The organism is Thalassolituus sp. (assembly GCF_034111725.1).
Classification (GTDB): domain Bacteria; phylum Pseudomonadota; class Gammaproteobacteria; order Pseudomonadales; family Oceanobacteraceae; genus Thalassolituus.
The window spans coordinates 1-23,423 of record NZ_JAWUWR010000087.1 but is presented as its reverse complement, the minus strand read 5'-3'; the positions used below and the strand labels follow the sequence as shown (position 1 = coordinate 23,423).

The 23,423-nt window shown below is 45.8% G+C and carries 28 protein-coding genes; 20 read left to right on the top strand and 8 right to left on the bottom strand.

Features of this window, described 5'->3' with window-relative positions:
- Positions 1-8: 8 nt before the first annotated feature.
- Genes fliO through flhB form a run of 5 tightly spaced genes read left to right on the top strand, consistent with a single transcriptional unit; the run spans position 9 to position 3,500 of the window.
- Entirely contained in the window at positions 9-479 is a 471-nt protein-coding gene (gene fliO, locus UXZ23_RS15265; protein WP_320821398.1) for a flagellar biosynthetic protein FliO, read from the top strand.
- A complete protein-coding gene (gene fliP / locus UXZ23_RS15260) occupies positions 476-1,276 on the top strand; it encodes a flagellar type III secretion system pore protein FliP (protein WP_320821397.1) in 801 nt (266 codons plus the stop codon). The genes fliO and fliP overlap by 4 nt, the downstream gene beginning before the upstream one ends.
- 8 nt (positions 1,277-1,284) lie before the next feature.
- Entirely contained in the window at positions 1,285-1,554 is a 270-nt protein-coding gene (fliQ, locus tag UXZ23_RS15255) for a flagellar biosynthesis protein FliQ (protein ID WP_320821396.1), read from the top strand.
- A gap of 13 nt (positions 1,555-1,567) precedes the next feature.
- Complete coding sequence (fliR, locus tag UXZ23_RS15250; RefSeq protein WP_320821395.1) at positions 1,568-2,344, top strand: flagellar biosynthetic protein FliR; 777 nt, start codon at positions 1,568-1,570, stop codon at positions 2,342-2,344.
- A 10-nt stretch (positions 2,345-2,354) separates the two neighbouring features.
- Entirely contained in the window at positions 2,355-3,500 is a 1,146-nt protein-coding gene (gene flhB, locus UXZ23_RS15245; RefSeq protein ID WP_320821394.1) for a flagellar biosynthesis protein FlhB, read from the top strand.
- 49 nt (positions 3,501-3,549) lie between these two features.
- On the opposite strand, the gene UXZ23_RS15240 is transcribed toward flhB, so the two are convergent.
- A complete protein-coding gene (locus UXZ23_RS15240) occupies positions 3,550-3,879 on the bottom strand; it encodes a hypothetical protein (protein WP_320821393.1) in 330 nt (109 codons plus the stop codon).
- On the opposite strand from UXZ23_RS15240, the gene flhA reads away from it, so the two are divergent.
- The 14 genes from flhA (at position 3,800) to UXZ23_RS15170 (ending at position 17,191) form a co-directional block, all read left to right on the top strand.
- The gene (gene flhA, locus UXZ23_RS15235; protein ID WP_414491480.1) at positions 3,800-6,004 is read left to right on the top strand and encodes a flagellar biosynthesis protein FlhA; all 2,205 of its coding nucleotides are present in this window, start codon (positions 3,800-3,802) and stop codon (positions 6,002-6,004) included. The two genes, UXZ23_RS15240 and flhA, sit on opposite strands and share 80 nt — an antisense overlap.
- Positions 6,005-6,016: 12 nt before the next feature.
- A complete protein-coding gene (gene flhF / locus UXZ23_RS15230; protein WP_320821391.1) occupies positions 6,017-7,396 on the top strand; it encodes a flagellar biosynthesis protein FlhF in 1,380 nt (459 codons plus the stop codon).
- Between the two features lie 6 nt (positions 7,397-7,402).
- Entirely contained in the window at positions 7,403-8,221 is an 819-nt protein-coding gene (locus UXZ23_RS15225; protein WP_320821390.1) for a MinD/ParA family protein, read from the top strand.
- 3 nt (positions 8,222-8,224) lie between these two features.
- Positions 8,225-8,959 carry an RNA polymerase sigma factor FliA gene (locus tag UXZ23_RS15220; RefSeq protein WP_320821389.1) on the top strand — a complete coding sequence of 245 codons (735 nt, stop codon included), beginning with the start codon at positions 8,225-8,227 and terminating at the stop codon, positions 8,957-8,959.
- A gap of 106 nt (positions 8,960-9,065) precedes the next feature.
- Positions 9,066-9,452, top strand: a complete 387-nt coding sequence (gene cheY, locus UXZ23_RS15215) for a chemotaxis response regulator CheY (RefSeq protein ID WP_025265072.1) — start codon at positions 9,066-9,068, stop codon at positions 9,450-9,452.
- 16 nt (positions 9,453-9,468) lie between these two features.
- Entirely contained in the window at positions 9,469-10,245 is a 777-nt protein-coding gene (locus UXZ23_RS15210; RefSeq protein WP_320821388.1) for a protein phosphatase CheZ, read from the top strand.
- 12 nt (positions 10,246-10,257) lie between these two features.
- Positions 10,258-12,504 (top strand): chemotaxis protein CheA, encoded by a 2,247-nt coding sequence (locus UXZ23_RS15205; protein ID WP_320821387.1) that lies wholly within the window; start codon positions 10,258-10,260, stop codon positions 12,502-12,504.
- A 12-nt stretch (positions 12,505-12,516) separates the two neighbouring features.
- Positions 12,517-13,536, top strand: a complete 1,020-nt coding sequence (locus UXZ23_RS15200) for a chemotaxis response regulator protein-glutamate methylesterase (protein WP_320821386.1) — start codon at positions 12,517-12,519, stop codon at positions 13,534-13,536.
- 211 nt (positions 13,537-13,747) lie between these two features.
- Positions 13,748-14,530 (top strand): ParA family protein, encoded by a 783-nt coding sequence (locus UXZ23_RS15195; protein WP_320821385.1) that lies wholly within the window; start codon positions 13,748-13,750, stop codon positions 14,528-14,530.
- Positions 14,523-14,879, top strand: a complete 357-nt coding sequence (locus UXZ23_RS15190) for a hypothetical protein (protein WP_320821384.1) — start codon at positions 14,523-14,525, stop codon at positions 14,877-14,879. The genes UXZ23_RS15195 and UXZ23_RS15190 overlap by 8 nt, the downstream gene beginning before the upstream one ends.
- Positions 14,869-15,729, top strand: a complete 861-nt coding sequence (locus UXZ23_RS15185) for a chemotaxis protein CheW (RefSeq protein WP_320821383.1) — start codon at positions 14,869-14,871, stop codon at positions 15,727-15,729. Before UXZ23_RS15190 ends, UXZ23_RS15185 begins: the two co-directional genes overlap by 11 nt.
- 176 nt (positions 15,730-15,905) lie before the next feature.
- Positions 15,906-16,388: a chemotaxis protein CheW gene (locus tag UXZ23_RS15180; protein WP_320821382.1), complete on the top strand. Its 483-nt coding sequence runs from the start codon at positions 15,906-15,908 to the stop codon at positions 16,386-16,388.
- Positions 16,389-16,469: 81 nt separating this feature from the next.
- Positions 16,470-16,778, top strand: a complete 309-nt coding sequence (locus UXZ23_RS15175) for a DUF2802 domain-containing protein (protein WP_320821381.1) — start codon at positions 16,470-16,472, stop codon at positions 16,776-16,778.
- A 173-nt stretch (positions 16,779-16,951) separates the two neighbouring features.
- Entirely contained in the window at positions 16,952-17,191 is a 240-nt protein-coding gene (locus tag UXZ23_RS15170; RefSeq protein ID WP_320821380.1) for a hypothetical protein, read from the top strand.
- A gap of 14 nt (positions 17,192-17,205) precedes the next feature.
- Here UXZ23_RS15170 and UXZ23_RS15165 read toward each other — a convergent pair whose 3' ends face one another.
- From UXZ23_RS15165 to UXZ23_RS15155, 3 genes are all read right to left on the bottom strand, one after another.
- The gene (locus UXZ23_RS15165) at positions 17,206-17,580 is read right to left on the bottom strand and encodes an MAPEG family protein (RefSeq protein ID WP_320821379.1); all 375 of its coding nucleotides are present in this window, start codon (positions 17,578-17,580) and stop codon (positions 17,206-17,208) included.
- A gap of 8 nt (positions 17,581-17,588) precedes the next feature.
- On the bottom strand, positions 17,589-17,933 hold the full coding sequence (locus UXZ23_RS15160; protein WP_320821378.1) for a hypothetical protein: 345 nt from the start codon (positions 17,931-17,933) through the stop codon (positions 17,589-17,591).
- 136 nt (positions 17,934-18,069) lie between these two features.
- Positions 18,070-18,546 (bottom strand): DUF962 domain-containing protein, encoded by a 477-nt coding sequence (locus UXZ23_RS15155; protein WP_320821377.1) that lies wholly within the window; start codon positions 18,544-18,546, stop codon positions 18,070-18,072.
- Between the two features lie 105 nt (positions 18,547-18,651).
- On the opposite strand from UXZ23_RS15155, the gene UXZ23_RS15150 reads away from it, so the two are divergent.
- On the top strand, positions 18,652-19,665 hold the full coding sequence (locus UXZ23_RS15150) for an AraC family transcriptional regulator (protein ID WP_320821376.1): 1,014 nt from the start codon (positions 18,652-18,654) through the stop codon (positions 19,663-19,665).
- 6 nt (positions 19,666-19,671) lie between these two features.
- Here the strand turns inward: UXZ23_RS15150 and bcp are convergent, their stop codons facing one another.
- The 4 genes from bcp to nrdA all read right to left on the bottom strand — a co-directional run.
- Entirely contained in the window at positions 19,672-20,145 is a 474-nt protein-coding gene (bcp, locus tag UXZ23_RS15145) for a thioredoxin-dependent thiol peroxidase (protein WP_320821375.1), read from the bottom strand.
- 84 nt (positions 20,146-20,229) lie between these two features.
- Positions 20,230-20,751, bottom strand: a complete 522-nt coding sequence (yfaE, locus tag UXZ23_RS15650; protein ID WP_414491479.1) for a class I ribonucleotide reductase maintenance protein YfaE — start codon at positions 20,749-20,751, stop codon at positions 20,230-20,232.
- Positions 20,751-21,881, bottom strand: a complete 1,131-nt coding sequence (gene nrdB, locus UXZ23_RS15135) for a class Ia ribonucleoside-diphosphate reductase subunit beta (protein ID WP_320821374.1) — start codon at positions 21,879-21,881, stop codon at positions 20,751-20,753. Before nrdB ends, yfaE begins: the two co-directional genes overlap by 1 nt.
- Positions 21,882-21,986: 105 nt before the next feature.
- The coding region (gene nrdA, locus UXZ23_RS15130; RefSeq protein WP_320821373.1) for a class 1a ribonucleoside-diphosphate reductase subunit alpha at positions 21,987-23,423 on the bottom strand (1,437 nt) is incomplete at its 5' end.

Below are 23,423 nucleotides of genomic sequence, written 5' to 3'. Positions count from 1 at the left end.
CCTTTTTTATGCTTCTAACTATTGGAGTTAACGCAGAAGAAAGTACAGCTATCGTCGATGCAAATATTGCTGAACCGGCTCCTACCGTCGGTAACACTGAGCAATTGGCGACTAAGAAACCGGCTGACACAGTAAAGACTCAGCCAATGCTCGCGGTTAATCCAATGGCTAGTGCCGGAAAAGTAGCGTTGTTTTTGGTGGTGATCGTTGGGTTGATTCTCCTTCTTGCATGGTTGGTGAATAAAACCAAGGCTGGTCAATTTTCCCAGAGTAACTCACAGATTCGCTTGCTGGCGACGCTTCCTCTGGGTTTAAAAGAAAAGATCGCAGTCATTGAGGTCGGAGATCAGCAGATTGTGGTGGGTATTACACCGCAGCAAATTACAACGCTGGCAACATTAACCGAAAAGATCGACACAACAACGACTAACAGCAGCAAAAACTTTGCGGATGTTTTGAAAATGGCCATACGTAAATGACAATAAGAAAAACATTAGATTGGTTGTTGCCTGTATTTTTACTGGTTATGCCAACGTTTGGTTGGGCCGCTGATGCCGCTAGTATTATTGGCGGATCCGCTGGTGGTACCGGTGGAATGTTAGGTATTCCTGCGGTTGTTTATAAAACTACCGATACTGGTGGGGAATACACGGTTACGATTCAAATCTTAGCCATTATGACCTTGCTGTCGGTATTGCCATCGCTATTAATTATGATGACGTCGTTTACTCGTATTATCGTTGTGATGGCGATACTCCGTCAGGCGATGGGGTTGCAGCAAACGCCATCGAACCAAGTATTACTAGGCTTATCATTATTTTTAACTCTGTTTATTATGATGCCGGTTTTTCGCGTGATAAATGTTGAAGCAGTTCAGCCTTATATTGCCGAAGAAATAACGCCGAAAGTAGCATTAGAGCGAGCTATTGTACCTGTGCATGAGTTTATGTTGGCACAGACACGCGAGACCGACTTACAGTTGTTTATGCGCATTAGTGGTCGTCAAGATATTGCGACGCCAGAAGAAACACCGATCCATATTTTGATTCCAGCTTTTATTACTAGCGAATTGAAAACTGCTTTTCAGATTGGTTTTCTTATTTTTATCCCATTTTTGATCATAGATTTAGTGGTTGCTAGTATCCTTATGGCGATGGGTATGATGATGTTATCCCCCATTATTATTTCGTTACCATTTAAGATTATGCTGTTTGTTTTAATCGATGGTTGGGCCCTCATTATGGGAACACTCGCGAATAGTTTCGGTACGGTATAGGAGGGGCTATGACAGAAGCAGTAATTGGCGACATCTTTACCAATGCCCTCTATTTGGTATTGGCGATTGTTATGGTGGTCATCGTTCCGAGTTTGGTCGTTGGTTTAGTGGTCAGTACTTTTCAGGCAGCTACGCAGATTAACGAGCAAACTTTGAGTTTTTTACCGCGTTTGGTTGTTACCTTATTAGCGATTATTGCTTTTGGCCCATGGGCCGTGAATGCAGTATTAGATTACACCCGAGATATTTATCTCAATATTCCATTTCTGATAGGCTAATGGCGCGTATTTTATGTTTGAAATAGCCGCTCTAGATGTTAGCCATTGGGTGGCGCGCTATATTTATCCCTTCGCCCGCATCGCCGGTTTACTAATGGTAATGCCCTTGATAGGTACGCGCATGGTGTCGCAGCGTATTCGCTTGTTGCTGGCTATCACTATTACCTTCGTTGTTGTACCTGTGCTGCCACCATTTATTAAGGTCGATGCGCTATCTCTTGCATCTATCATTATTATTGGTCAACAAATATTGATCGGAATTGCGCTAGGTTTCGCAGTGGAATTGCTGACCCAAGTGTTTGTTATTGCCGGGCAATTAATCGCAATGCAAACTGGTTTGGGTATCGCAACGACTGTAGATCCGAGTCAAGGAGCATCAGTTGTAGTAGTTTCACAGTGGTTTTTATTCATGGTGAGTTTGGTGTTTTTAGCACTTAATGGACATTTGGTACTGATTGAAATATTGATTGATAGTTTTCGTACTATACCGATAGGTTTTGATGGATTTTCGGTAGAACAATGGGGGTTGTTGATAACCTGGAGTGGCTGGATGTTTGCGGCTGCAACTGTGATTTCGTTGCCAGCTATCTCGGCGTTATTGATTGTCAACTTAGCGTTTGGTGTGATGACGCGTGCAGCACCTCAGCTCAATATTTTTGCACTGGGTTTTCCGGTTACTATGATTGTGGGTATTTTTATTATCTGGATTAATATCGGTGAAATGGCTGTTGGCTTCCATTTATATATGGATACCTTATTCGAATTTATTAAAAAACTGACGGTAATGTAGCGGAGCTATTGTGGCTGAAGAGACAAGTCAGGAAAAAACAGAAGAACCCACCGCCAGAAAACTCGAGAAATCGAGAGAAGAAGGTCAGGTTCCGCGATCAAAAGAATTAAGTACAACCATGGTATTGGTTGCGGGTGCTGCTGGGCTGCTTGCCCTCGGGCCGTGGATATCCGAACGTGCAATCCGCATTGCGAAAATGGGATTCTCGTTCGAGCGTGACGCCATTTACGACATAGGCAGTATGTCGGCTCATCTTAACGCTGCAACACTAGAAGCCGCCGGAGCATTAGCGCCTTGGCTGTTGATCGTTGTTGTTGCTGCTTTTGCGGGTCCTCTTAGTGTCGGAGGTTGGCTATTTTCAACCAAAGCACTTGCTCCAAAAATGAATCGACTGAATCCCTTTAGTGGATTGAAGCGCATGTTCTCGGCTAACTCCTTGGTCGAACTGATTAAAGCATGGGCTAAAGTGGGCGTGGTTGGTACGGTTGCCTGGCTAGTCTTTACATTTTATTTTGATGCTGCGATGAGTTTGCAGCATCAAGCGCTGCGTCCAGCGATTGGCGGTACGCTGGAAATTATTTTATGGAGTGTTTTCTATCTGTGTTTATCCACTGCCATTATCGCTGTCGCTGATGTGCCTTGGCAGAATTACAGTCATACCAAAAAACTACGTATGACCATGCAAGAAATTAAAGACGAGTATAAAGAATCCGAAGGTAAGCCTGAAGTTAAAAGCAAAATACGACAATTACAGCGTGAAATGGCCAATCGCCGCATGATGGCTGACGTGCCTGAAGCTGACGTTGTTATTACCAACCCAACTCACTTTGCTGTGGCATTAAAATATCAAGCCGATAGCATGGGCGCACCTTTGCTTGTGGCCAAAGGTAGTGATGAAGTAGCCATGCGCATTCGTGAAGTCGCCAAAGAAAATAACATTCCACAAATGCAAGCACCACCACTGGCGCGTGCTTTGTTTACGCACGGTAAAATCGGCGAAGAGATCCCTGAAGGTTTATACGTTGCCGTCGCGCAGGTACTGGCGTACATCTATCAAATGGATATGTTTATTAAAGGCAAAGGGCAAAAACCTAAGAAGAAACCAGATATGCCGATACCGCGAAATTTGCGAGTTGATCCCGAGCCGAAGGGGTAGTTTATGTGGCGTCCTGTGGGATGCATTCGAATGGGGTTGTAGGAGGGAGTCAACGAACGTTTTTCGTTCGTAGTCCCGATAATGGCTTGGCATCGTATTCGGCACTGCTCGCTGGCGCTCCCTGAGTACCTCCTACAGCGTCACCTTCTATACAAATCCAGAGAAACACATACCTTTTGTTTTTATCCTGCGTCACCGCATAAACCAACACCAAAAACAAAATATTCCCGCCAAAATCCAAAACAGGAAAGCTTCTTGCAATAGCTCTAACCAGTGATAGTTTTTTGACGGAATTAATAATGGCAATAGCCTCTAGAGCAGCAGTATTAGGGCAGTTTAAAAGTGCCGGTTCGATCTTAGCCAGCGGTAACTTGGGCATCCCTGCTATGGTTCTCATCCTGCTGGGTATGATGACTTTGCCGTTGCCGCCATTCCTATTAGATACCTTTTTTACCTTTAACATCGCGCTTTCTATCGTGGTGTTGTTGGTTAGTGTGTATGCGCGTCGTCCGCTCGATTTCGCCATTTTCCCGACGATTTTGCTGATAGCGACATTACTCCGTCTTGCCTTGAACGTGGCATCTACTCGTGTGGTGTTGTTGTATGGTCATGAAGGTGGGGATTCTGCCGGTAAAGTAATCGAGGCGTTTGGTGAGGTACTGATCGGTGGCAACTATGCGGTTGGTTTGGTGGTGTTCGCGATTTTAATGATTATTAACTTCGTGGTGGTCACCAAAGGTGCTGGTCGTGTTTCGGAAGTAACTGCGCGTTTTACCTTGGATGCAATGCCCGGTAAGCAAATGGCGATTGATGCGGATTTAAACGCTGGGCTTATTGATGCTGATCAGGCGAAGACTCGCCGCGCGGATGTGGCGGCAGAGGCAGATTTTTATGGTGCGATGGATGGTGCCAGTAAGTTCGTAAAAGGCGATGCCGTTGCCGGTATTTTGATTTTGATTATTAACGTTGTTGGTGGCTTCGCTATCGGTATGGCGCAGCACAATCTTACATTTAATGATGCTGTTGCGGCCTATACCTTGTTGGCTATTGGTGATGGTTTAGTTGCACAAATTCCGTCGCTTTTGTTGTCGGTCGCGACAGCGATCATGGTGACCCGCAATGGTGGCGATGAAGACATGGGGCAGCAGGTATTTGGCCAAATGTTTGCCTCTTCTCGTGCCTTGGGCGTGTCGGCAGGTGTGGTTTTATTGATGGGCTTAGTACCGGGTATGCCGCACACGGTGTTTTTAAGCGCTGCGGCTATATCAGCTGCCATAGCGTATTACATTTATTGGAAGAAAGAAGGCGGCAAGCTTGGTGATGAAATTGTTAAACGCATTCGTGGCAAGGCGGCGTCAGCGGAAGCAGAAATTGCTGCCAATACCAAAAATGCTCTGGCTGCACCAAAAGAAAAAGCAGAAGCTGCCATTAAGCAATTGGAAGTCAAAGAGCTGGGTTGGGACGACGTTGAACCAGTGGATCGTGTTGGCTTAGAGGTCGGTTATCGTTTAATTCCTCTAGTCGATAAGAATCAAGGCGGTCAGTTGCTGAACCGTATTAAAGGTGTTCGCCGTAAGCTATCACAAGAAATGGGTTTCTTAATGCCGTCGGTCCATATTCGTGACAACCTTGATTTAACCCCTAATCAATACCGCATCACCTTAATGGGGGTGACATTAGCGGAAGCTGAAATTCATCCAGAGCGCGAGCTAGCGATTAACCCTGGACAGGTGTTCGGCAAAATTGATGGCATTCCAACAGTTGATCCAGCCTTTGGTTTGGATGCCTTTTGGATTGATCCAAGTCTAAAAGATCGAGCGCAAACCCTAGGCTATACCGTGGTCGATGCCAGTACGGTAGTGGCGACGCATTTGAATCAAAAATTGAGTAATCATTCGCACGAGTTGTTGGGTCATGAGGATGTGCAGCACTTGGTCGATATGCTGGCTAAGCAGTCGCCAAAGTTAGCGGAAGAGTTGGTGCCGAATACGGTGAGTATCAGTCAGTTGCTGGCTGTGCTGCAAAACTTGCTGCGTGAGCAAGTGCCTATTCGTGATTTACGCTCTATCGCCGAGTCCTTGGCGAATTATCAGGGGCAGAGTCAAGATACCGCCGCTATGACCACGGCTGCGCGTTTGTCGCTAGCACGTCTAATCACCCAGAACATCTTTGGCCATGCGGATGAGCTGCCGGTAATGACGTTGGATCCAAGCCTGGAACAGTTATTGCTTAAAACCTTACAACAGAGTGCTCAACAGGGCAGTCAGTATGGTTTGGTGCTTGAACCTACCATGGCAGATACATTGCAAAGATCATTGGCTGAAGCAGTACAAGGGCAAGAAGCGGCGGGACGCGCCGCGGTGTTGTTGGTAACAACGCAACTTCGCTCGAGCATGGCTCAGTTTGTTCGCAACAGTATTCCGCAGCTGCATGTTCTGGCTTATCAGGAAATACCGGATAACAAGAGTATTACCATTGTCGCCTCGGTTGGCGGTAAATCGTAGTGAGTACGTAACATGAATGTAAAACGTTTCGTCGCGGCAAATATGCAACAGGCTCTGCGTTTGGTGTCTCAAGAATTGGGACCGGATGCAGTGATTATGTCGAGCAAGAAAATCGCCGAAGGGTTTGAGGTTGTGGCGGCATTGGATTACCAGAGCGGCCAAGAGGCTTCGAGTAATCCTGAGGTTGAGCGTCAGTTGCGCTTGCAGCGTGAGCTAGAAGCGGCCAAGTCGGCAACTCGTCAGGCGGAGTTGCAGCGTCAGCGTACCGCCGATCGCGTTGCTTTTGCAGAGCAGAGCGACCTAACCAGCCGTGATGGCATTCGTGAAGCCCTGGCTGGCTTGCGCCCTGGTGCGCAACCTGCTGGTCAAACGGCAGCCGAAAAAGAGATGGCTGTGCAGGTGGCAACGGCTAAGCCTACGTTGGCAAAGAATGATGATGGTTCTCATGTTTATAACAGTCGCCTGCAAGAGATGCAGGGCGAATTGCGTGAATTAAAGGACTGGATGGTGAGCCATCAAGGCAGTGCTTGGGATACTCGCCGTCCGTTAACTTGGCAGCAATCGCAATTGTGGCAGCGCTGTCAGGATATGGGTATTGAACCGGCATGGGCCGATCGCATTGCTAGTAATTGTGCCGCTGATGTGGCGATGGACGATGCTTGGAAAGCGGCATTAAAACAGATAGCGGGTGATTTACCCATTACCCCAGCTGGACTGCTTGAACGTGGAGGGCGTATTGCCCTTGTTGGTCCTACCGGTGCTGGTAAAACCACTACGATCGGCAAAATAGCCGCACAGTTTGTGATGCGCCATGGCGCTAAGTCGGTGGCCTTCGTGACTCTCGATAATTACCGCGTGGCTGCTCATGACCAGTTAAAAGCCTTCTCGCGTATTTTAGGCGTGGAGATGCGCGTAGTTATTCAAGGCGGTGATCTCGCTAAAACACTGCATGCACTGCGTGATAAGAAATTAGTTTTAGTCGATAGCGCTGGTTTAGGCAGTCAAGATCCACATTTTTCTTTGCAGTTGTCTATGCTTAAACAGGCTGGGGCAGGTTTAAGTAAATTGTTAGTACTGCCTTTAACGAGTCAAGGCCGCTGCCTACAAGAGAATTTTGAACACTTTAAAGCTGCCGGTTTAAGTGGCTGCATTTTTACTAAGTTAGATGAATGTTTTTCGCTAGGGCCGGGCATGAGTATCGCTGCATTAGGGCACTTACCGGTCACGCTCGTTACGGATGGCCCGCATATTCCGGATGATTTGCATTATCCAGATGCAATGCGATTGGTGAACTTAGCTGAGCAAATGGCCCGCATGGCCAGAACTCGTTGGCAGGCAGCCGAAGCCATGAATATGGCGACGCAGCAAACCAGCTTTCAACACGGAGTATAAAACACGATGGCAAGGCACCCGGTTCAAGTGATCGCCGTTACAGGTGGTAAGGGCGGTGTGGGTAAAAGCAACGTCTCCGTTAACCTCGCAATTGCGTTGGCCGAAATGGGGCGACGCGTTGTTGTACTCGACGCCGATTTAGGTTTAGCGAATATCGATATTTTATTGGGTATTTCTTCCAATAAAACTATTGAAAATGTGTTGCAAGGTGAATGCGATTTACGTGAAGTGATGGTTAGAGGTCCGGCAGGAATTCGCATTGTCCCCGCTTCCTCTGGCACACAAAAGTTATCGCAATTAAATGCGATGGAGCATGCCGGATTAATTCAAGCATTTAGTGATATTGGCGATGATATCGACGTATTAATCGTTGATACCGCTGCGGGTATTTCTGATTCTGTGATGAGTTTTGTGCGCGCAGCGCAAGAAGTACTGGTCGTGGTAACCGATGAACCTACTTCTATTACCGATGCTTATGCACAAATTAAATTATTAAATCGTGACTACGGTGTATTTCGCTTCCGTATGGTGGCAAATATGGTGCGCACGCCGCAAGAAGGGCAAGCGCTATTCCAAAAACTTACCAAAGTGACTGATCGTTTTTTAGAAGTTGCCATGCAGTACGTCGGTGCTATCCCTATGGATGATGCCGTGCGTCGTGCCGTGCAACGGCAAAAGGCGGTTGTGGATGTATATCCTCGCTCTAAAGCGTCAACGGCATTTAGAGCTCTAGCCAAAAAAGTCGATGCTTGGCCGCTGCCGTCTTCGCCGCGTGGGCATTTAGAGTTTTTTGTAGACCGGCTGCTTCAGGAAGTTGAGGCCTAATCAATGTCTGCGGGTAGTTGTCTGGTGTACTCTGACGTTCAAAAAAACAATTTCGATCAATTGGTTCGCGAACACGCAGGGCTGGTAAAACGTATTGCCCATCACATGATGGGGCGTTTACCCGACAGCGTGCAGGTGGACGATCTTATTCAAGCCGGCATGATAGGTTTGTTGGAAGCATCGCGTAAGTATGATGGTGGCAAAGGTGCGAGTTTCGAAACTTATGCCGGTATCCGTATTCGCGGCGCTATGTTGGATGAAATACGCCGTGGCGACTGGGCTCCGCGTTCTGTGCATCGTAATGCTCGGCGCATTACTCATGCGATCAAACAGATTGAGGGTGAGAAAGGTCGCGATGCAGATGACAGTGAAGTCGCTGCATTTCTCGGTATTAGCCAAGATGAATATCACGGTATTCTGCGCGATAGTGCTGGCTGCCGGCTATTTAGTTACGAAGAAGTTGCTGAAAAAAGTGAGAACGGCTTCGAAGTTTTTAACGAAACGGCACCCAATCCATTTGCAGGTATCGAACGAGATGCCTTCCAGACTCAGCTCGCTGAAGCCATCAAAGGGCTCCCTGAACGCGAACAGCTGATTCTAGCCCTCTACTACGACGAAGAGCTTAACCTGAAGGAAATAGGCGCTGTATTGGGTGTCAGCGAGTCTCGCGTCAGTCAATTACACAGCCAAGCGACCCATCGTTTGCGTTCACGCCTAGGCGATTGGCTTACTCGCTAATAAATATTGCATTCCGTATGTCGTGTTTCTGGATAAAGCGGTAACTAGGTCTACACTAAGTTTTAGGAACGACTGGGAATATAAAAGTCGATTATTGGAGGTCGTTTTGGACAAAAATATGAAAATTCTTATCGTTGATGACTTCTCTACGATGAGACGTATCGTGAAAAATCTTCTACGCGATTTGGGCTTTACCAACACGCAAGAAGCTGACGATGGTACGACAGCGCTACCCATGTTACAGAATGGCGATTTTGATTTTCTGGTAACTGACTGGAATATGCCGGGCATGACGGGTCTCGATCTGTTGAAGCATGTGCGTGCAGACGACCGTCTTAAGAGCCTACCGGTTCTTATGGTTACCGCAGAAGCGAAACGCGATCAGATTGTTGCAGCTGCTCAGGCAGGGGTAAATGGCTATGTAGTTAAGCCTTTTACTGCGGCGGTTCTGAAGGAGAAAATCGATAAGATTTTCGAACGAGTCGAAGGCTAAATAAGAAGGTTGGTCAATGGGTGACATAAGCCTAGAAGCTGCTAACAGTAAAGTCGGCTCTGAAATCAGAATGCTTGCTGAGAACATGTTGCTGCAATTAGAGCAAGGTGATATCGGCAAAGCCGTTGCGCTAGTGAACGACCTTAACGAGGTTCGGGATCGCACTCTGTATAACGAGATCGGCCGCCTGACGCGAGCACTACATGATGCCATTAAAAATCTGAATGTAGACTCCGTCGGCGCTGGCTCTGACATTGATAATACAACCGATAAACTCGCGTATGTATTGGAAATGACGGATAAATCAGCAAATCGCACCATGGATTTGGTTGATGCAGGTATGCCTTTAGCGTCGGGTCTTCATGACCGCGCAAAAATATTGTCGGTACAATGGCAACGTTTTTTGAATAAAGAGTTAACGCCTGCAGAATTCCGACTTTTAAGTAAAGATGTAAATGAATTCTTGGGCGAAAGCGTTAATAAATCTCAGAAGATTCAAGGGCAGTTTTCTGAAATTGTTTTAGCTCAAGATTTCCAGGATCTCACTGGACAAGTCATACATAAAGTGACGGCCCTTATAAAGGATGTGGAATCTCGGTTAGTAACTTTAGTATTAATGGCCGGGCAAGTGGATGAGATCACAGGTATTAAACACGATCTCGATACGGTAACTGAAACTTCCGACGAAGGTGCCAATATCCGAGCGGAAGGACCTCAAATTAATAAATCCAGTGACGACGTAGTTAACAGCCAGGATGATGTTGATGACCTATTGTCCAGTCTTGGTTTTTAAAGGAGCAAACGGATGAGTTTCGATGCAGATGAAGAAATCCTTCAGGATTTTCTCGTTGAGGCGGGTGAGATTCTAGAATTGCTCTCAGAACAACTCGTCGACCTCGAACAACGCCCAGATGATAAAGATCTTCTGAATGCTATTTTCAGGGGTTTCCATACGGTTAAAGGCGGCGCAGGTTTTCTACAGTTAAACCCGCTGGTTGACTGCTGCCATGCAGCGGAAAACGTGTTCGACACGTTACGTAATGGTCATCGTCGCGTTAATCCTGATTTAATGGATGTCGTGCTGCAAGCACTCGACTCCGTTAATGAAATGTTTGAAAGCGTACGTTCTGGTGCTGCACCAGCGGATGCTGATCCTGGTATTATTGAACGTCTCCATCATTTAGCTAAACCGGCGTCTCAAGATGAAGTTCTTGCCGAAGTTGAAGAGTCGGTTGCGGAAGATGTTGAGATTGCGGCGGATAATGCCGTCAAAGTTGAAGCCGTTGCTACTGATAATGGCGATATTACCGATGATGAATTTGAACGCTTGCTAGATGCGCTAGATGAAGAGCGCAGTCAGGCCGAGACACCAGTAACAACGACACCGTCGCCAGCAGTAGCAGACGATGATGACTTGTTCGATATGGGTGGGCCTGTTGTTACTTCTTCGTCAGATGATGAAATTACAGAAGATGAATTTGAGGCCTTACTCGATCAAATTCATGGTAAAGGTGCAGCGGCGGCTGGAGATGTCAAGCCTAGTGCATCCTCCCAAGTGACAATTGCTGCTGATTCTTCGTCAGCAGATACATCGGTAACTGGTGCTGGTGGCGATGAATTAATCAGTGATTCGGAGTTTGAGGAATTACTCGATAGATTACATGGTAAGGGCAAGCATGCATTCGCACCTGAAGGCGGGGCCGATACCAAAGCAGAAAAACCTAAAGAACCAGTGAAGTCAGCCGCAGCGGTAAAAGCGCCTGCTCCTGCCGAGCCAGTCAAAGCTCCCGTTGCAAAAGTAGAGCCCGCTAAGGTTGAAGCGATTGCTAAAACTGAAGCTAAGAAAGTCGAAAATAAAGAGGCAATGCAAGCCGAAGCTACCGTTCGCGTTGATACTAAACGTCTTGACGATATTATGAATATGGTTGGTGAGTTAGTGTTAGTACGTAATCGTTTAGTGCGCTTAGGATTAAAGAGCACCGATGAATCAATGGCCAAAGCAGTTGCAAATTTGGATGTGGTTACTGGTGATTTACAAGCATCGGTAATGAAAACTCGAATGCAGCCAATCAAAAAGGTTTTTGGCCGTTTCCCGCGAGTCGTGCGTGATTTAGCTCGACAGCTGAAAAAAGAAATTAATTTAGAATTACGCGGCGAAGAAACTGATTTAGATAAAAACTTAGTGGAAGCATTGGCTGATCCATTAGTCCACTTAGTGCGCAATGCCGTGGATCATGGGGTAGAAATGCCAGATGATCGCGAGAAGTCCGGTAAGAATCGCGTCGGTACAGTGGTATTATCGGCTGAGCAAGAAGGCGATCATATTCTGCTGGTGATTCAAGACGACGGCGGCGGTATGGACGCTGATGTATTACGCCGGAAAGCCGTTGAAAAAGGTGTGATGGATCAAGATGCCGCCGATCGCTTAACTGAAAATGAATGTTTTAACTTGATTTTTGCTCCTGGTTTCTCTACCAAAGATGTGATCTCTGATGTGTCAGGGCGTGGCGTTGGTATGGACGTGGTTAAAACGAAAATTAACCAGTTAAACGGTACTATAAATATTACGTCACGAATGGGTGAAGGCACCAGCATTCGTATCAAGGTGCCATTAACATTGGCCATTATGCCGACCTTGATGGTGATGCTAAAAGATCAGGCTTTTGCCTTTCCCTTGGTCAATGTTAATGAAATCTTCCACTTAGATTTAACTCAGACCAATATCGTTGATGGACAAGAAGTGGTGGTGGTAAGAGAAAAACCGATCCCGCTATTTTATTTAAAGCGTTGGCTAGTAAAAGGCGATCATTCCAAGCAGGTTGATGATACCGCACACGTTGTTGTTGTTTCTGTTGGTAATCGCCGCGTTGGTTTCGTTGTTGACCAACTTGTTGGGCAAGAGGAGGTAGTGATAAAACCATTAGGCAAAATGTTACATGGTACCGCGGGAATGGCGGGTGCTACGATTACCGGTGATGGCCGTATTGCTTTGATTTTAGATATTCCGAGCATGTTGAATCGCTACGCGACACGTCAATCCAGTGCAGCATAATTAAGGCTTACTATGACGATTCGGGTATTAGTAGTCGATGATTCGGGTTTTTTTCGGCGACGGGTGTCCGACATCATTAATAGTGATGGCCGTATGGAGGTGGCTGGTGTAGCCAGTAATGGGCGCGAGGCGATAGAGCAAAATGAATTGCTTAAGCCGGATGTCATTACTATGGATTATGAAATGCCAGTTATGGATGGTATTACTGCTGTTAAGAACATTATGCTGCAGCGGCCAGTGCCTGTTTTGATGTTCTCCTCTCTGACCTTTGAGGGAGCAAGGGTGACTCTAGACGCTTTAGATGCAGGTGCTCTGGATTTTTTACCTAAAAATTTCGAAGATATCGCCAGTGATTCTGCGCAAATTAAGCGTTTATTGACCGATAAAATCGCTGGTGTTGCACGTAATCAAACACGTGTTAGTAAGCCGATTTCGATTAAATCGACTACTAATGCGGATTTATCGAAAACAGAACTTATCGTTATTGGTACCTCCACCGGTGGACCCGCGGCCTTGCAAGTCTTGTTTAAGGCACTGCCCGCTACGTTCAAAACTCCCATTATTATTGTGCAACATATGCCGGGATCGTTTACGCCTGCTTTTGCTGAACGGTTGAATAACCTTAGTCCGCTGGCAATAAAAGAGGCCGTCAATGGAGATGTTATTCAACCAGGGCATGTATACGTTGCTCCGGGGGGGATGCAGTTAATGGTTGATCGTCGCAATGGTGGATCGATTCATATTCGAGAAAGTGATCCACGTGTTAATTATCGTCCGAGTGTCGATATTGCCTTTGCGTCAGCGGCTAAACATTATGGTGCCCATGTTCTTGGTATTGTTTTAACTGGGATGGGGGCTGATGGTCGTGAAGGAGCGCGCTTATTAAAAGAAGCTAAGTCTCATATCTGGGCGCAAGATGAAGAAAGCTCCGTTATATTTGGCATGCCAATGGCCGTTATCAAAGAAGGGCTCAGCGATGAGGTACTTGCGTTAACGAATATTGCAGGTCGTTTAGCGTCTGATGTCGGTTAATATCGATAGGCAATAATTCGCCGTGTACGGAATGGTTATACCGCTGACTATTCGATTCTGACGATTTTTGTCCTGTCTTTATGGTATTTACTATCGAAATTGCTTTTTTTTTACAAATTTATGCAGTCTGACATGGATTTTGCTTAGGTTGTTGTAATAACAGCAGGCAACCGGAAAGCCGAGTTTGCCAGAATTCTACAGGATGGTCGTCGTGCGAATTTGGTCAATTTCAAATCAAAAAGGCGGGGTCGGTAAAACGACTAGTGTAGTGACATTGGGTGGACTGCTAGCGGCCCAAGGTAAACGTGTATTATTGGTTGACCTTGACCCTCACGGTTCCTTAACCAGTTATTTTCGTCAAGATCCAGACAGTTTAGATCGCAGTATTTATCATTTGTTTTTTGAACAGCGCTATAAAGATAAACATTATATCGAGTCTGTTTTAAAGCCGACATCAATGGGAAATGTGTCTTTGCTACCAGCAACCACGTCCCTTGCCACTCTCGAACGCCAAGTGAGTGGGCAAGATGGAATGGGGTTGGTGGTTGCGCGTACTTTGGCGCAATTATGGGATGATTACGATTATGCCTTGATTGATACACCGCCTATTTTAGGGGTTCTATTAGTTAATGCATTAGCTGCGTGTCAACGATTGGTGGTACCGACACAAACAGAGCACTTAGCCATGAAGGGCTTGGAGCGTATGGTGCACACGCTTAAAATGGTGATGCGCTCGCAAAATAGACAATTGCCTTACTTGATTGTGCCTACGTTATTTGATCGTCGTACATCGGCATCGGTAACTACGTTAAAAGAAATGCGGCGCACCTATGTAGACTCACTTTGGGATGAAGCTATTCCTGTTGATACACGCTTGCGAGACGCTAGCCATGAAGGGATATTTCCTCATCAAATGGATCCCGATACTCGCGGCGTTAGGGCGTATCGCCATCTTCTGAATATTTTAGATATGTCGGAGGATGCCCATGCCTGATGTCACTTCACCGTTGATGGATTATTTCGATAGTCTATTGGGTACAGCTTCTCCTGATGTTGACACTGTTACGCTTCATAAGCGCCGTCAACTCGATGATTTATTGGCGCAAGCCGTAGCGCCTTTCTATGATTCTTCCGCGAAAGTGGTAACGCAGGTTGTAGAAACCGTTGCGGCAGGCTATGCCTTAATACCTTTGTGGCTGCCGGGATCTCGACCAAGTAAAGCGCAGGCATTAACGAATATGTTTGAACTATTGGATTTGGCCCGACAATTACCTATGGGGCGTTTACATTCTGCATTGCTTGCAGCATGTAAAGTGCCGGAGCCAGTAGATAATGAGTGCTAATAAGTCTGGCACCGTCACAGGGAATCAAGTGGATGGTGTAATTCAGGACTATTTAGATCAGTTATTAGTGATTGCGACAGAGGTGGCGACAGAGCATGCCCTTTCTGAAGTGCAGCGCGAAGTAAACTCGCATGTTCAAGCCTCCAGTGCACAACAGTTGCCGAGCGTAAATGTAGTGGCTAGTTCTCAAGCTCAAGTCTCTAATTTTGTCGAAACGATTAATCCTGAGCGCTCATGGCCCACTGAAACTCTGGCTGAGCCAATGTTGGCATCTGTGCTTACTACGGCGACTCTAGAGCGAGCAACGGACGTTCCTGAGCTGCAAGATTGGGATGAAAGTGCAATAGCCGTTGGTTCGGTTAACGAGCCTGAGCCTGCAGCGCAAAAAAATGAAATGGCTAAACTCAATTGGGCATCCAGCCAAGGTATTGAATGTCTGATATTCAAAGTGGCAGGTTTAAAGTTAGCGATACCACTGCCGTTATTGGGTGGTGTGTTTAATGTTAACGATAAAGTGACACCACTTTTCGGCCAAGCTAAATGGTCGCTGGGGGTGTGGCAGAGCGACGAGCAGAAGTTAACGGTGGTCGATAGTGCGCAACTGATCATGCCTGAGCGTGGAAAATCGCTTGTCGCTGAAGGTTACAGCTACCTGATTCAGTTAGATCGTGCCCCTTGGGCACTTGCTTGCCAAGAGATTATGGACACCGTTACTTTGGTAGAGCAGTCAATTAAATGGCGTGGCGAAGGCAGTAAGCGTCCATGGTTAGCAGGAACGGTTATTGCGGAAATGTGTGCGTTGATTGATGTTCCCGGATTACTCTCTTTACTTGAAGAAAATAGGCGCTGAAGTACGCGGTTCGCCGGCTTTTTGGCTTTATTTTCTCTATTCTTTCGCTATTTCTTGGCGACAATAAAAAAATTGCAATTCGGCTGGTACAGTTTGTGCTCTGATCTATAGTTAAGGAAGGTCCGTTATGTTTTTTGACACAGTCGGACAACGGCCTTTCTTAGCGAGGATGTTTTATGTCAGCGATTGCCGGAAATAAAAGTGTGGAAGATCCGGTTCTGCAATGGGTTACCTTTCGCCTTGAGAACGAATCTTACGGGATTAATGTGATGCAGGTGCAAGAGGTACTTCGATACAGCGAGATAGCGCCTGTACCCGGAGCCCCCCCATATGTACTCGGTATCATCAACCTACGTGGTAACGTAGTGACGGTGATCGATACTCGATTACGATTTGGCTTGCCAACGTCTGACACCACCGACCAGACCCGTATCGTGATTATCGAAGCGGAGAATCAAGTGGTAGGTATTCTTGTGGACGCAGTGGCTGAGGTGGTTTATCTACGTCAGTCGGAAATTGAAACCACTCCGAATGTCGGCAACGAAGAGAGCTCAAAATTTATTCAGGGCGTCTGTCATAAAAATGACGAACTGTTGATTCTTGTAGATCTTGAGAAAATGATGTCAGACGAGGAGTGGACCGAACTTCAAGGCTTATAGGGGTCTGTTATGGTCACGCTTTCGTTAGTGCACTGGTTATTGTTGGGCAATATAGCAATGTTGTTAGCTGTGGGAGGTTTTATGTGGTCTCTCCGTCGACAACAGCAGTTGGATACACAGCGATTTGAACAACACATTTCCGTTCTTGAGCAATCAAGCGGCGCTATGAGTAAAAGTACGATCGGTATTGGCAGACGCGTTAAGCAATTGGAAACTCGGCTACAACAAGCAGAGCGACATGCTGTGATGCCAGGCGCGGAAGATGCTCGGTTTGAGCAAGCCTCGCGTCTGGTTGGAATGGGTGCGACAGCCAATGATTTGGTTGATAACTGTGGTGTTGCCCGTGGCGAGGCTGAGCTATTAGTGTCGCTTCGTCGGCAAGTGCAGTAGTCACAATTAGATAGAACTCGCAGACTCTAAAAGCCAGCTCTGTTAGCACGCTTTATTCGTTGCTAATCGGTTGGCTTTTTTATGTGAACAGAGTAACGATTTATAACAAATCAGCGACGTCTTTTCTGAATCACTACCTATACTAATAGTACGGGATGAGCAGAGGGCACATCATGAAACTGTTAATGTTAATGGTTTTTGCCGCTGTAATAGCGACAGCAGCTGGGCAACCACAGGCGCGTGAGCGCAGTGAATATACAGCGCAATTGATTCGCAATGCGACGTTCATGGAGCGAACGCCAGAATTCACCGATCTTTATATCATCCATACCCATGATAAAGGTCGACAAATTGTGATTTATTGCAATGCATCTTATTGTTACAAGCAGATTGGTCACACCGTTATGGTGTGACACAATAACAAGATTTAAACACCAGCGATAAATAACGCTATATTACAGCCCAGTGCTGCCGTCCATACTAGCGTTCGCATAGTAGCAAAATTTCCAAGATACAAGACGCCGTAAACTACTCGAAGTCCAATAAAGGTCATCGCCAAAGTATCAATCCAGCCTTGTTCTCCACCCGTAAGGTGCGCGATGATGACTGCCGCTGCAAACGCTGGAAAAGCTTCAAAACTGTTCATTTGTGCCCAGTTTGCGCGTTTGCGAAAGCCTTCTTGTTTCTCTAAAAATTCACGCGGTGAGTAATTGTTGTAACGTCCACCAGTAAATTTTGCAATGAAGGTGAAGATGTACGGCATCATCGCCGCTATCAATACGCACCAGTAAGCATTAGTCATGTGTATTCCTATTCTAGAGTTAGTTCTTGGCACAGCCCAAGATGAGCAAGTGCATCATTACGCGCGAAACAGTAGCGGCCCAACGGTGATTGAACAAGGTCATTTTCAGCAGTAAAGCCCGAGAATTCGGTCGTATGAGTGACCTTGTGAGCTTCCCCTTTGGCTAATTTATAGGTGCGCCACACTGCGTTTTGATAGCGTTCAGTTTGCAGCGCATAGTTGGCAACCTGATAGTCGGCGTTATCTAGTATTTCTGGTAGGTAAGATAGGCCCGTGCCTGTCAGTGCAGCGCTTAATGATAAGCCTAAAGTAAATTGCAGTGTGCTAAAGCCTTTGCAGTTGTGCCTTTGCATAGTATGCCGGTCCTTGGTGTTCGCCGCTGATTATATTGGCCGATGCTATGTATTGTTGACCAAGGACGATACCCTAGTGGCGTTAAATAACCAATGGGCAAGTACGACATACTATTACGCTATTCGGGTCATGCTATTAATGGTAGGGAATATTAAGCTTGCGGTAGATAAAGCCCATTAGCCAAGCAGGTCCAATCAATAAAAACTGGATATCTTTAAAGAAGGAGGGCTTAGCACCTTCGAGATAGTGTCCAATAAACTGAAGTATCCATAAAACGACAAAGCCAATTAACGATATTTGCCATAAGGGAATAGCTAGCGCGTGGTCGGCAGCCGAAATAATCCAACAGCATGCTAAGGCAAATAATGTTAATCCGACAGAAAGTGATAGTGACAAACGTACATAAAAAATAATAGAAATTAATACGCTGAGTGTTCCCCAATTTAAGTACGGAATTTTCTGCATTACACCGGGTGTTGGGATCGACCAAAGTAAGCCGACGATGACTAAATAGATTAGGGGTACACAAACCCAGTGAATCAGTTTGTTGATGGGGTTTTTGTGGCTAGAACCGTATTCAGAAAACCATTGATCTGCACTCTTGGCCATCATTATTTCAACCTTTATCGTTTTCCTATAATGAATGCTAGTGTACCTTACTAAGTCCGCCAGGCCTTGGCCTTAACGGCCACAGTATTGACCTAGGAAGCTGAATTGATGACTGTCGAGAAAGACGAATCGACGATGACGGTATCCAGCCAATGGATACGTGCATTGTTACAAGCCGCTGCAGTAATGGGATTGGATCGAGAGCTGCTAAGGCGAAAAGCTGACGTTGCCGAAGATACATTAAATAATCCAGTATGTCGTATATCAATGACGAATACGTTGCGATTATGGCGCAGTCTTGAAGAGCTATGTCCTCTCGATTTAGGGGTGCAGTTGGGGCAGCATCTTAGCCCTGCGCATTTCCCGCTGTTATCGATGAATTTAATGCATTGCGAAACATTAATGGAAGTTCTCGCGGTCGCTAGTCGTTATTCGCCTTTAGTAAGCGAAGGTGCCGGATTTCAGGTGCGCGGTGCAATCAATGAAATTCATATTTGCTATACACCAAGACTACCAGATTTTAGTCGTCATCAAATAGATACTGTGCTGATTTTATTATTGCGGTTTGGTACTTGGCTTAGTTGTAAACCCGTATTGCCGATACGTGTGGAATTAACAGTAGCTAAACCCGAATGTCACAAAGTATATGAAAAAGCTTATGGTCTTATTCCTATATTTAATTCAGCAGAAAATGTTTTGGTGTTTAGTACTGATTGGTTATCGGAAAGATTGCCAGGTGGCGATCCAACTTTAGCAGAAATTCATCGACAAATGATTGATGAGCAATTGAAGAATTTACAACTTCCAGATACCGTCGTATTAATGCGGCAATGGCTGCAAGAGGCACCAGATTTGACTCTAGATCGTAATGTTTTTGCGCAACGGTTGCATATAAGTGGACGCACTCTGCAGCGTAAACTACAAGAAGTTAATACTAGTTTTCAACAGTTATTGGATGAAGAACGAGAGCGCCGAGCAGTCCTGTTGTTAAGCACAAGTAAGAAGTCAATAACTGAAATTAGTGCTGAATTAGGCTTCGCAGAAAGTAGTACATTTTCACGCGCATTTCGTCGCTGGCGAGGCGCATCGCCGCAGGAGTTTCGCCAGCAACAAAATCGCTAGGATTGGTTACAGCGAATTAACAATCGCCATAACATCATCATGATGAGACTTAGTTTTTACCTTTTCCATTATGTGTCTTAGCACACCATTTGCATCAATAATAAAGGTGATGCGGTGAATGCCTTCGAATTCTTTTCCCATAAATTTTTTCATTGCCCAAACACCGAATTGATCAGCAATCTGGTGTTCTGGATCAGACAATAAATCAAAGTTTAGATTTTCTTTTTCGATAAATTTTTGCAATCGAGCAGGGGCATCGGGACTAATACCTAGTACAACAGTGTTAGCTGCTGAGAAGGTGTCTTTACTATCACGAATGCCGCATGCCTGCACGGTGCAGCCAGGGGTCATGGCTTTTGGATAAAAATACAAGACAATATTTTTGCCTTTTAAGTCGCTCAAACTAACCAATTCACCATTTTGGTTTAGCGCAGTGAAAGCGGGTGCAGCTTTGCCAACGGCAGGTAAATTCAGACTCATGTAATGCCTCTGTATAGGTGATGTATAAGTTTAATGGTCAAGGCTACCGCAGCGTCGAAATAAATCAACCTTAATCCGTTAGGATTATTGCAGCTTGATGCGCAGGGCGCTTTTCGGGATACAGCAACATGGAAGAATTTCATCGTCGTCGATCCAAGCCATCGGCTCTTCGAGATAATGAACATCGCCTTCCAGTAATTGCGTACGGCAGCTCCCACAATAGCCCTCACGACATTGATAGTGAACTTCGATATCTTGAGACTCTAAAGACTCTAACAAGGTGTGCGCGTGCTGGAAACGCGCTTGACGGCCATCTTCTAGTATTATGTCGAAGATGGGTTTCTGCATACCCTCAAATTCAATTTGCGGGGTCGGCTCAGGTGTTTCACCTTGGAATTCAGGTAGTAATAATTCTCCCTGTATGGGCGCAGGTTCATCAGCGCTCCTTTTGACAAGGATCGGGGGAAGTAGCAGATCTAATTCGATTTGGCTGGATGATCCTTGACCTTCAGGAAGATCCAACTCAGTTTGTGCTGTGGAGTGGAAGGTTTTCGCTTTACCCCAACGACGGCGCCCCAAACGGGGCGCTTTACGCGGACTGGGCATTAGAGATCAAAATCACCGAAGTCGTTGGTATCTACTTCGCTATCAATTGCTCCAACTAGGTACGAGCTGATCTCCGCTTCTTGTGGAGCTACTTGTACGTTATCGCTATTTAACCAAGCATTAATCCAAGGTAGAGGATTATTTTTGGTTGCAAAAATAGGATCGAAACCTAACGCTCCGATGCGTTGGTTTGTGATGAATTCAACGTACTGGCAAAGAATGTCTTTATTTAAGCCGATCATTGAACCGTCTTTAAATAAATACGCAGCCCATTCTTTTTCTTGCTCTGCTGCTTCGGTGAAAATATCAATGACATCTTGGCGGCATTCTTGGGCAATGATTGCAAATTCTGGATCATCTTTACCACGCGCCATAATTTGTAATATGTGCTGTGTACCTGTCAGATGCAGTGCTTCATCGCGTGCGATCATTTTAATGATTTTTGCGTTGCCTTCCATTTTTGCGCGTTCTGCAAATGCGAATGAGCAGGCGAAGCTTACATAAAAACGAATGGCTTCAAGTACGTTAACCGACACCATCATGACGTACATGCGACGCTTTAATTCGTGTAAGGAGACTTCAATCGTTTCGCCGTTGACCGTGTGTGTCCCTTCCCCTAGTTGAATGTAATAATTACATAGGAAAATAAAACTATCGTAATACTTAGTTACTGATTCAGCGCGACGGGTGATGTATTCATTTTTAGTGATGTCATCAAAGATAGCCGCTGGATTAGGTACGATATTACGCACGATATGTGTGTAGGAACGACTGTGAATGGTTTCACTAAATGACCAAGTTTCAATCCAAGTTTCTAGTTCTGGTAGAGACACAACGGGTAGTAAGGCCACGTTGGGTGAACGCCCTTGAACTGAGTCGAGTAGTGTTTGGTATTTAAAATTGCTGATGAAAATATGCTTTTCGTGGTCTGGCAGATCGACAAAGTCTTTACGGTCGCTGGTTAGATCGACTTCTTCCGGACGCCAAAAGAACGACAATTGCTTCTCGATCAGACTCTCAAAAATTTTGTGTTTCTGCTGATCGTAGCGAGCAACGTTGACGTGTTCTCCGAAAAACATCGGCTGAGCGAACGTATCAAATTCGTTGCGATTAAAGGTGGTGTAAGCCATACCCAGTATCAGTCTCTTAATGTCGGGCCCAGAAAAGGGCCGTTTAAACATAGTTTTTACACTCTGCTCGGCAAACACAGAGTGTGATGCCGAGCAGAACGTAAATTAAATTTTACACGCGCCACCGGCGCAATCATCGTCTTCTGCAATCGCGTCTTGCTGAGGATCTTCCATACCGTCACGGGTGTTGTGATAGTACAAAGTCTTTAAGCCGTTGCGATAAGCGGTGAGTAAATCTTTCAACAATTGCTGCATCGGTACTTTGCCACCGAAGCGAGTGGGATCGTAGTTAGTGTTTGCAGAAATCGCTTGATCAACGAATTTTTGCATAATACCAACGAGCTCTAGGTAGCCTTGGTTGTTCGGAATTTTCCACAACAATTCGTATTCGCCTCTGAGGCGTTCGAACTCAGGAACAACCTGCTTTAGGATACCATCTTTGCTCTGCTTCACGCTGATATATCCGCGCGGTGGTTCAATACCATTGGTCGCATTACTGATCTGCGATGATGTTTCTGAAGGCATCAACGCCGTTAGAGTTGAGTTCCGTAAACCGTATTTCTGAATATCGGAACGCAAGGCTTCCCAGTCGTAGTGCAATGGCTCTGCACAGAACTTATCAACGTCTTTCTTGTAGGTGTCGATAGGTAGCAAGCCTTGAGCATAGGTTGTGTCGTCAAAGGCTTCACAAGCGCCTTGCTCTTGTGCCAACTTGTTGGAAGCGCGTAGCAGCCAATATTGTATGGCTTCGAAAGCTCGATGGGTAATGCCGTTGGCGCTACCATCCGAGTACTTAACGCCATTTTTCGCCAAGTAATAGGCGTAGTTAATAACACCAACACCCAAGGTGCGGCGAGATAAACTGGCGCGTTTTGCTGCTGCAACTGGATAATCTTGGTACGTCAGTAGGCTGTCTAGAGCGCGGACAACAAGATCGGATAAGTCTTCTAACTCATCCAAATTAGCTAAAGTGCCCAAGTTGAATGCGGCAAGTGTACAAAGCGCAATTTCACCACTTTCATCGTTGATATCATTCAATGGCTTCGTCGGTAATGCGATTTCTAAACACAGGTTAGATTGACGCACCGGTGCTTTCTTCGGATTGAACGGGCTGTGAGTATTGCAGTGATCGACGTTTTGAATATAAATTCGGCCCGTGCTAGCACGTTCTTGCATCATGCTTGAGAACAAGTCGACGGCTTTCATCGTTTGCTTACGAATGTTGGCGTCGGCTTCGTATTTTGTATACAGCTGTTCGAACAAGGCTTGGTCTTCAAAGAATGCGTCGTATAGCCCTGGCACATCGGAAGGCGAGAACAGGGTGATATTGCCGTTTTTAATTAAGCGTTCATACATCAGTTTGTTAAGTTGTACGCCGTAATCAAGATGGCGTACGCGGTTTTCTTCAACACCGCGGTTGTTTTTCAACACTAGAAGGTTTTCAATTTCATAGTGCCACATTGGGTAGAACAGCGTTGCGGCACCACCACGAACACCACCTTGCGAGCACGATTTAACCGCCGTTTGGAAGTGCTTATAAAA

Coding starts and splice junctions, on each gene's coding strand:
- UXZ23_RS15200 (WP_320821386.1), top strand. CDS start 12,517: ATGACGATTCGGGTATTAGTAGTCGATGATTCGGGTTTTTTTCGGCGA.
- fliR (WP_320821395.1), top strand. CDS start 1,568: ATGTTTGAAATAGCCGCTCTAGATGTTAGCCATTGGGTGGCGCGCTAT.
- UXZ23_RS15155 (WP_320821377.1), bottom strand. CDS start 18,546: ATGATGGCCAAGAGTGCAGATCAATGGTTTTCTGAATACGGTTCTAGC.
- yfaE (WP_414491479.1), bottom strand. CDS start 20,751: ATGCCCAGTCCGCGTAAAGCGCCCCGTTTGGGGCGCCGTCGTTGGGGT.
- fliO (WP_320821398.1), top strand. CDS start 9: ATGCTTCTAACTATTGGAGTTAACGCAGAAGAAAGTACAGCTATCGTC.
- fliP (WP_320821397.1), top strand. CDS start 476: ATGACAATAAGAAAAACATTAGATTGGTTGTTGCCTGTATTTTTACTG.
- UXZ23_RS15190 (WP_320821384.1), top strand. CDS start 14,523: ATGCCTGATGTCACTTCACCGTTGATGGATTATTTCGATAGTCTATTG.
- UXZ23_RS15160 (WP_320821378.1), bottom strand. CDS start 17,933: ATGCAAAGGCACAACTGCAAAGGCTTTAGCACACTGCAATTTACTTTA.
- UXZ23_RS15175 (WP_320821381.1), top strand. CDS start 16,470: ATGTGGTCTCTCCGTCGACAACAGCAGTTGGATACACAGCGATTTGAA.
- UXZ23_RS15240 (WP_320821393.1), bottom strand. CDS start 3,879: ATGCCCAAGTTACCGCTGGCTAAGATCGAACCGGCACTTTTAAACTGC.
- fliQ (WP_320821396.1), top strand. CDS start 1,285: ATGACAGAAGCAGTAATTGGCGACATCTTTACCAATGCCCTCTATTTG.
- UXZ23_RS15205 (WP_320821387.1), top strand. CDS start 10,258: ATGAGTTTCGATGCAGATGAAGAAATCCTTCAGGATTTTCTCGTTGAG.
- UXZ23_RS15185 (WP_320821383.1), top strand. CDS start 14,869: ATGAGTGCTAATAAGTCTGGCACCGTCACAGGGAATCAAGTGGATGGT.
- UXZ23_RS15150 (WP_320821376.1), top strand. CDS start 18,652: ATGACTGTCGAGAAAGACGAATCGACGATGACGGTATCCAGCCAATGG.
- UXZ23_RS15225 (WP_320821390.1), top strand. CDS start 7,403: ATGGCAAGGCACCCGGTTCAAGTGATCGCCGTTACAGGTGGTAAGGGC.
- flhA (WP_414491480.1), top strand. CDS start 3,800: ATGGCAATAGCCTCTAGAGCAGCAGTATTAGGGCAGTTTAAAAGTGCC.
- UXZ23_RS15170 (WP_320821380.1), top strand. CDS start 16,952: ATGAAACTGTTAATGTTAATGGTTTTTGCCGCTGTAATAGCGACAGCA.
- UXZ23_RS15165 (WP_320821379.1), bottom strand. CDS start 17,580: ATGACTAATGCTTACTGGTGCGTATTGATAGCGGCGATGATGCCGTAC.
- UXZ23_RS15220 (WP_320821389.1), top strand. CDS start 8,225: ATGTCTGCGGGTAGTTGTCTGGTGTACTCTGACGTTCAAAAAAACAAT.
- flhF (WP_320821391.1), top strand. CDS start 6,017: ATGAATGTAAAACGTTTCGTCGCGGCAAATATGCAACAGGCTCTGCGT.
- UXZ23_RS15180 (WP_320821382.1), top strand. CDS start 15,906: ATGTCAGCGATTGCCGGAAATAAAAGTGTGGAAGATCCGGTTCTGCAA.
- UXZ23_RS15210 (WP_320821388.1), top strand. CDS start 9,469: ATGGGTGACATAAGCCTAGAAGCTGCTAACAGTAAAGTCGGCTCTGAA.
- bcp (WP_320821375.1), bottom strand. CDS start 20,145: ATGAGTCTGAATTTACCTGCCGTTGGCAAAGCTGCACCCGCTTTCACT.
- nrdB (WP_320821374.1), bottom strand. CDS start 21,881: ATGGCTTACACCACCTTTAATCGCAACGAATTTGATACGTTCGCTCAG.